6 protein-coding genes and 2 pseudogenes are annotated in these 6,401 nt (G+C 41.6%); 5 read left to right on the top strand and 3 right to left on the bottom strand.

The features are described 5' to 3' along the window. The 3 genes and pseudogenes from IM322_RS00500 to IM322_RS00490 form a co-directional block, all read left to right on the top strand. A pseudogene (locus IM322_RS00500) lies at positions 1-520 on the top strand (Uma2 family endonuclease); the annotation flags it as partial. 302 nt (positions 521-822) lie between these two features. Beyond that, the gene (locus IM322_RS00495) at positions 823-2,196 is read left to right on the top strand and encodes a 1-acyl-sn-glycerol-3-phosphate acyltransferase (protein WP_287675877.1); all 1,374 of its coding nucleotides are present in this window, start codon (positions 823-825) and stop codon (positions 2,194-2,196) included. 430 nt (positions 2,197-2,626) lie between these two features. Further along, entirely contained in the window at positions 2,627-3,088 is a 462-nt protein-coding gene (locus IM322_RS00490; protein ID WP_287675876.1) for an Hsp20/alpha crystallin family protein, read from the top strand. A gap of 109 nt (positions 3,089-3,197) precedes the next feature. On the opposite strand, the gene IM322_RS00485 is transcribed toward IM322_RS00490, so the two are convergent. The 3 genes from IM322_RS00485 to IM322_RS00475 all read right to left on the bottom strand — a co-directional run bounded on the left by IM322_RS00485 (position 3,198) and on the right by IM322_RS00475 (position 5,420). Then, the gene (locus tag IM322_RS00485) at positions 3,198-4,412 is read right to left on the bottom strand and encodes a DUF790 family protein (RefSeq protein WP_287675875.1); all 1,215 of its coding nucleotides are present in this window, start codon (positions 4,410-4,412) and stop codon (positions 3,198-3,200) included. Between the two features lie 78 nt (positions 4,413-4,490). Next, the gene (locus IM322_RS00480; RefSeq protein WP_287675874.1) at positions 4,491-4,835 is read right to left on the bottom strand and encodes a hypothetical protein; all 345 of its coding nucleotides are present in this window, start codon (positions 4,833-4,835) and stop codon (positions 4,491-4,493) included. Positions 4,836-5,225: 390 nt separating this feature from the next. After that, positions 5,226-5,420 carry a hypothetical protein gene (locus tag IM322_RS00475; protein ID WP_002761266.1) on the bottom strand — a complete coding sequence of 65 codons (195 nt, stop codon included), beginning with the start codon at positions 5,418-5,420 and terminating at the stop codon, positions 5,226-5,228. A 359-nt stretch (positions 5,421-5,779) separates the two neighbouring features. Here IM322_RS00475 and IM322_RS00470 point away from each other — a divergent pair, with 359 nt between their 5' ends. Together IM322_RS00470 and IM322_RS00465 are read left to right on the top strand one after the other, a co-directional pair. Next, entirely contained in the window at positions 5,780-6,130 is a 351-nt protein-coding gene (locus tag IM322_RS00470; RefSeq protein WP_287675872.1) for an STAS domain-containing protein, read from the top strand. Between the two features lie 68 nt (positions 6,131-6,198). Continuing rightward, positions 6,199-6,401: pseudogene (locus IM322_RS00465) on the top strand (hypothetical protein); the annotation flags it as partial.

Genomic DNA, 6,401 nt, shown 5'->3' with positions numbered 1-6,401 from the left:
CGTTATCGTGGAATTAACCTCTCCTAGTACCGCGAGAACCGATAAAGTGCGAAAAAAAGCCATTTATGAGGGAACCTTCCGCACGCCAGATTATTTCATCTACGATCCTTTTGATGGCAATTCTTTACAAGGATGGCATTTGGGAGCAGACCAACGCTACCATTCTTTAGAACGAAACGAGCGCGGCTGGTTATGGTGCGAAACCTTAGGCTATTGGTTGGGAACTTGGGAGGGGACTATTGACCGAGAAACGGCAATTTGGGCGAGATTTTATGACCCGGAAGGCAATTTAATCCCCTTACCAGAAGAAGCGGCACAAGAGCAAGCGGCCGCAGCACAGGAGCAAGCGGCCGGAGCACAAGAGCAAGCGGCCGCAGCACAAGAGCAAGCGGCCGCAGCACAGGAGCAAGCGGCCGCAGCACAGGAGCAATTAAATGCTACTCAGCAAGCTCTGGAAGCGGAAAGACAGCGTTCTCAACGGCTGGCGGCTCGTTTGCGGGAAATGGGGATAGAGCTATAGTATAGCTGTATTTGTTTAGGTGAGGAGGTAAACTACTGGTGTTTCTCCTCGCTTAAAGTCGGTTAATTTCTCCTTTCACGGTTGAGGGATCCTGCAATCCCAGTGTATTTGAAATCTAGCTCGACACCTGTTTGCTGCTGTGATTACCTTTTGACCAGTGGGTAATTATTGATCAGAGTTTTCTTTTATTCTTCCTTAAACAGTAAACAGTAAACAGTGAACTGAAAACTCACATCTGATAACTGATACCTTTCTCGGAGTCTCAACTAGGAAATTTATTTGGCACGACTACTTATACTTATATGTCTAATCTATCTTTGGGAGCGCAACCTCCCCTCGAATTTATCCCCCCTGACCTTAATCCCTTGCTTTTAAAGGGATGTCAAATCTTTTTACCTCTTTGGTTACAAACTCAAACCAACTTAAGAGAAATTTCCGCCGCCAATCTAGAAACTTTAATCACATTTTATCAAAAAAGTCAAGAGAAAAAAGTCCGTTTACTGCTTGCTTTCCGTCATCCCAGTATTAACGATCCCTACTGTATGGCCTATCTTTTATGGAAATTAGTACCCAAAAAAGCCCAAGAGTTAGGAATAAAATTAAACAATCCAATTCACGCTCATTTTATGTATGATCGAGGGATTCCTTTATGGGCTGGAGAAAGGGTAGGATGGTTATATTCTAAGTTAGGTGGCACACCAATTCAACGGGGAAAAGCCGATTTAATCGGATTGCGATCGGCTCGTCGTTTATTATTAGAAGGAGATTATCCTTTAGCCGCTGCTCCGGAAGGGGCAACTAACGGACATAATGAGCTTGTTAGTGCTATTGAACCGGGTATTTCTCAATTGGCTTTTTGGGGGGTGGATGATGTCAAAAAAGCTAAACAACAGCAAGAAGTAATTATTTTACCTATTGGTATTCAGTATTTTTATCTGACTCCAGTGTGGCAAAAAATCGAGCAAATTTTAACTAATTTAGAAACCGATAGCGGTTTAGAATCAATCCCGAATTCATCCCTAGAAGAAAAGGTTTTATACGAGCGTCTTTTTCGGTTAGGAGAAAGATTATTATCTTTAATGGAGGATTTTTATCGAGATTTCTACTATCAATCTTTGCCTGTAGTACCTGCCAATGGTGATGATCCAAACGAAACCCTAGCCAAACGTTTAGCCAATTTATTAGATGTGGCCCTACAAACCGTAGAAAAGTATTTTAATGTTTCTCCTAATGGTAATGTAATCGATCGCTGTCGTCGTTTGGAACAAGCAGGATGGGAACGTATTTATCGCCAAGAATTAAAACCCACTCACTCTATTTCTCCCCTTGAATTAGGATTAGCTGATCGCCTGGCTGATGAAGCTAATTTAAAAATGTGGCACATGAGAATTGTCGAAAGTTTCGTGTCAGTAACCGGTTATTATGTCAAAGAAAAACCCACCGTAGAAAGATTTGCCGAGACAATTTTATTACTCTGGGATTTAGTGACAAGAATTAAGGGAGGTAATCCCTTTTTTCGTCCCCAAATTGGTCAACAAAAAGCGATAATAACTATTGGTAAACCTATTTCCGTATCCGAGCGCTATGCTGATTATAAAAGCGATCGACGCTCGGCCGTAGCACAATTAACCCAAGATTTACAAACCAGTTTAGAAAGTTTAATTATTCATCAGTAGATAATTAGGGTTTGCTGAAAAAGTTTGTTGGTGGGGTTAGGAGTCAGTTATCAGATTTGAGTTATCATACTAAATCCGTTGAGCATAGGCTACTTATGAGGACAGGCACTCATGCAATAGGCAATAGGCAAAAGGGGGAATAAATAATCATTCTTTAATAACCGGATTTAGTAGCAGTTATCAGTTCACTGATTACTGTTCACTGAGAAAACTCCCCAATTCCCACTCCCCAATTCCCACTTCCCACTTCCCACTTCCCACTTCCCCGGGAAAAACCTTTTCACCTAGCTCTAGTATAGGAGATAGTACGGGAATCTGGAAAAACTTAATACCGAAAACCCTACCCCGGTCAGAGAATATTTTATCTATCCTAAAAGTGTAGAGACAAACCAACATCTCTAGCGTTAAGAAAACTTCGGAGGTGAATTATATGGCACTTATACGTTGGGAACCTTTCAGAGAAGTGGAAAGCCTACAGAAAGAAATGAATCGCTTGTTTGACCGTCTTGTGCCGACTGATGTAGGCAATGGCGAGAAAATGGGGTTATCCTTCATCCCGGCGGCGGAAATAACCGAAACGCCAGAGGCAGTTCAGATTAAACTGGAAATACCTGGTATGGAGGCCAAAGACCTCAACCTAGAAGTAACAGCCGATAGTCTGACCATTAATGGTGAAAGGAAATCGGAAATTAAAACCGAAGAAGAAGGATTTACCCGCACTGAATTCCGTTATGGTAAATTCCATCGGGTTATTCCTCTACCAGTCCGGGTTGATAACAATAACGTGACTGCTGAATACAAAGATGGCATTCTCAATCTCACCCTCCCGAAAGCGGAAGAAGAAAAAAATAAAGTGGTGAAAGTGTCCATCAATCCTACCATTGCTCAATGATGTAGCACTCATTGTCCGGTCTTGAGCAAAAAGGTTAACCTAGTCTGATTAAACCAAAGCGGGAGTATGCTTTGATACTCCCGCTTTTAGCTTCCATCTGCCTAACCCTTTAATTTAAAATTTCTAACACTGCTTGGGGTGATAATTTATCTTTAAACCAGATAACCTGAGCGGGTAGATTTTGAAATTTAACTCCGGCTTTTTCTAGATTTAACCGTTCCGATACGGCTAAAATGAGATTATTTGCTTGGGCCGATTTAACCTGTAAAAATTTCTTTTGTAGGTATTCTGGTCGCCAATAACCAACAATTTCGAGGAGAAAAACGCGACCATCGGGATGCAATAAACGGAAATCGGGAATCATCACTCCTCCGGGTAAAGGCACTAAATCCACTTCCCTTTCTAGTTGCCATTCAGTTTTTAACTGTAACCAACGTTTAGCGAAAGATTCCTCTAACATACTATCGTAGGGTTTCCCGGGGGAATAGTGGGACACCAGACCACAGTTATCCTCTAAATTAAACTGTTGTTTTTTAATAGTTCCTGTATAGGAATCTTTATACTGTAATTGTGCCTTCAGATTCCAGTGAGTAACATGGAGTAAGGCCGGAATTAATTTAGCGATTTCAATGCCATAACGACTATTAGCTTTAAATAAACTGGTGGGACCATCGATAGTAATAGTAAATCCCGTGTCGGCATCCCCTTCGATATAAGTCATTAAACGAAATAGTTTTAGATAGCGAAAGAGATATTTATATTCCCCTGGATCGTTGCGGTGGACGTTGATGATTAAATAACTGGCCCGATAAAAAATACCTTGAATTTGCGAGAGGTTAAAACGATGAATTAGGTTTTCGGGGGTAGGAGCATCAAATTGAGTGAGAATTTTATTCTCCGCTAAATCAGCATAGAGTCCTTTTTCTAGAGCCACTGGAAAAATTTCTTGATTTAATTCTTGGCTGAGTTGCTGGGCAATTTTCTCCAGAATTAGCGATCGATTTTGGGGAATAGGAACAAAGTTAGCCGCTTGTTCAAAAACTCTTTTTCTTAATTCCTGCGGTTCTAAGGGACTAATAATCTCAAAGGTGGCAAAATGATTGGTTAATAGGTGAGCAAATCCCCGTTTAATTTTATAATCGGGACTGTCTCCCTCCAAGATTAGGAGTTTTTGGCTTAATTCTCCCTTAGTTTGACCGATACTTTCCTGAAAACAGTTGATTTGTTCTTTAGCGATCATCAGATAATCGGTCGCGAGCGGTAAGCGTTTGGGAATAATTGTCTCGCCATTTTGACGGGAAATCAATAAATCGGTCGGTAACATGGCAAGCTAGAGAAGAATAATCAGATGGGGAGAGGTGGGACGACAAGGAAAGGTCGAAACCCCAAAAATCCCCCGATTCTAACTATTTTGTTCGATATAACGCTCTAAATCCTCGATCACACGGGTTAATTCTGCTTCTGTGGTTAAGCGTAGGCGATCGTCACGAACCGTTAACAAAACTTTAGCCGAAAAAGGACTCGGATAAATATTGGGATTACAAAACACTTCCAGAAACACATCACCAGTGTGCTGATATTCCAGCGGTTTTTGGGGTTGGGGTTTACCCCCACTAGAGGCATTACTGGCGATCGCTTTCAGGCGATCAAGTAAAATATTAATTTCCCTTTGCAAATCCAGAGCAGCACTGGGACTGAAACGAAAAGTAACGGAACCTTGCAAGAGATTAAGAGTTAAAGGAATCATGGAAAAAATCAGGTTAGGAGAAGGACTGAAGTCAATTATATTAATTTGTGGAAATTTGGGGAAATTGGGTTTTGGGGGATTGTTCAGTCATCAGTAAACAGTAAACAGTAAACAGTAATCAGTGAGGTTCTTCGTTACTTGGTCTGGTTCGATCGGGTGATCGCTAAGTAGGTGGGTGGAATTAAATATAAGATGAACGTAGGTTGGGTTGAAGCATGAAACCCAACGCCTAGGTTCGGTTCGATCGGGTGATCGCTAAATGTCTTTCTATATAATGGTTTCATCCCTTATAACCCCGTCCATTGCATAACAGGAACCGAAAGGCCATCAGTGAACTGAAAACTCACCACTGATAACTGATAACTGATAACTGATAACTGATAACTGAATTTACCGACGGGGAACGAGATTAATCCGGCCCTCGTCCATTTCATCCATGAGTAACTCTAGGGCCTCGTAATCCACATCGGAAACGTAGCCAAGACGAGCGAGGAGTTCATTAATTCCGTTTTCGATTTCTGGCGTGATTTGACGATAATATAGGGCTTGTTCCACTAATTGGCGGATAGTCGGCTGGGTATCCACAATTTCCTTACTCTAGCTCAATAAATCTAGTTTCTGTATCCTGCTTTACTTTATTTCAGCAAAAATACCAGTATAATGCTCGGTCATCAACAGTCATTCGAGATTAGAGCTTAAACCTAACGACTTTCCCCTGATGTTCGCCCTAGTAAGCCTTGATCACTGTTTCTCTTTACTCCCCGGATCATCAGGTTAACCTAAAACCGGTTCCTTTCTAAAGGGGTAAAGATTAAGAAAAGATTAATCTTTTCAGGAGAGAGAAAATTGATCAAGACGAAGGTTACAAAATCAGAAAGTTAGGACATAATAGCGGTATCTGATCTCCAGTTAAAAGGTTCATTTATGAATTTCAAAGCCCAGCCATGAAAAGTCCTGTAAAAGTCCCGGAAATTGCTCTATTTGAGCCAAACGGCTATATTACCGCCGCTAACGTCCTAGAATTTCAAGAGCAGCTCACCAATCTGGTTAACCGGAGTCGCTCTATCACCTTTCTGGTGGATATGAGTAGGGTGGAATTCCTCGACAGCGCTGGATTAATGGCTTTAGTTAGCGCCTTTCGTCTGGCTCAAAGTCAAGAAAAATCACTCAATATCTGTTCTATTCCACCTTCAGTCAAGATTATCTTTGAATTAACCCAACTCGATCGGGTTCTCTCGATTTTCCCTAGCCGTGCTGACTTTGATGCTGTTTTCACCCTCACCCAAGCGGCGTAAGCAGACAAAATAGGGTTTCTCGCCGCAATTTCTCGGCTGCACTCTCAATTCTACCGGTAAATCACCTCTTGACCGGGCAGATTGCCCTTTACCGAAATTTTGGGTTAAAGCCCCGTCCTTTTAGGACGGCACTGATTTTATCTAAGTACCCCGTGGGTAAAATGTTTGTCTTAGAGTTTAAAGTTAAAGCTAAAACTCAACAGTATCAAGCCATAGACGATGCTATTCGTACTGCTCAATTCATCCGTAACAAATGTGTAAGGTTATGGAT

Origin of the sequence: Microcystis sp. M109S1, from assembly GCF_020247025.1 — a bacterium.
In the GTDB taxonomy this organism is placed as follows: Bacteria; Cyanobacteriota; Cyanobacteriia; order Cyanobacteriales; family Microcystaceae; genus Microcystis.
The sequence above is the reverse complement of the archived record's forward strand: the minus strand, read 5'-3'. Positions and strand labels throughout refer to the sequence as shown.

Bases quoted from the DNA above. Each gene is read 5' to 3' on its own strand.
- IM322_RS00495 (WP_287675877.1), top strand. From the start codon at position 823: ATGTCTAATCTATCTTTGGGAGCGCAACCTCCCCTCGAATTTATCCCC.
- IM322_RS00490 (WP_287675876.1), top strand. From the start codon at position 2,627: ATGGCACTTATACGTTGGGAACCTTTCAGAGAAGTGGAAAGCCTACAG.
- IM322_RS00485 (WP_287675875.1), bottom strand. From the start codon at position 4,412: ATGTTACCGACCGATTTATTGATTTCCCGTCAAAATGGCGAGACAATT.
- IM322_RS00480 (WP_287675874.1), bottom strand. From the start codon at position 4,835: ATGATTCCTTTAACTCTTAATCTCTTGCAAGGTTCCGTTACTTTTCGT.
- IM322_RS00470 (WP_287675872.1), top strand. From the start codon at position 5,780: ATGAAAAGTCCTGTAAAAGTCCCGGAAATTGCTCTATTTGAGCCAAAC.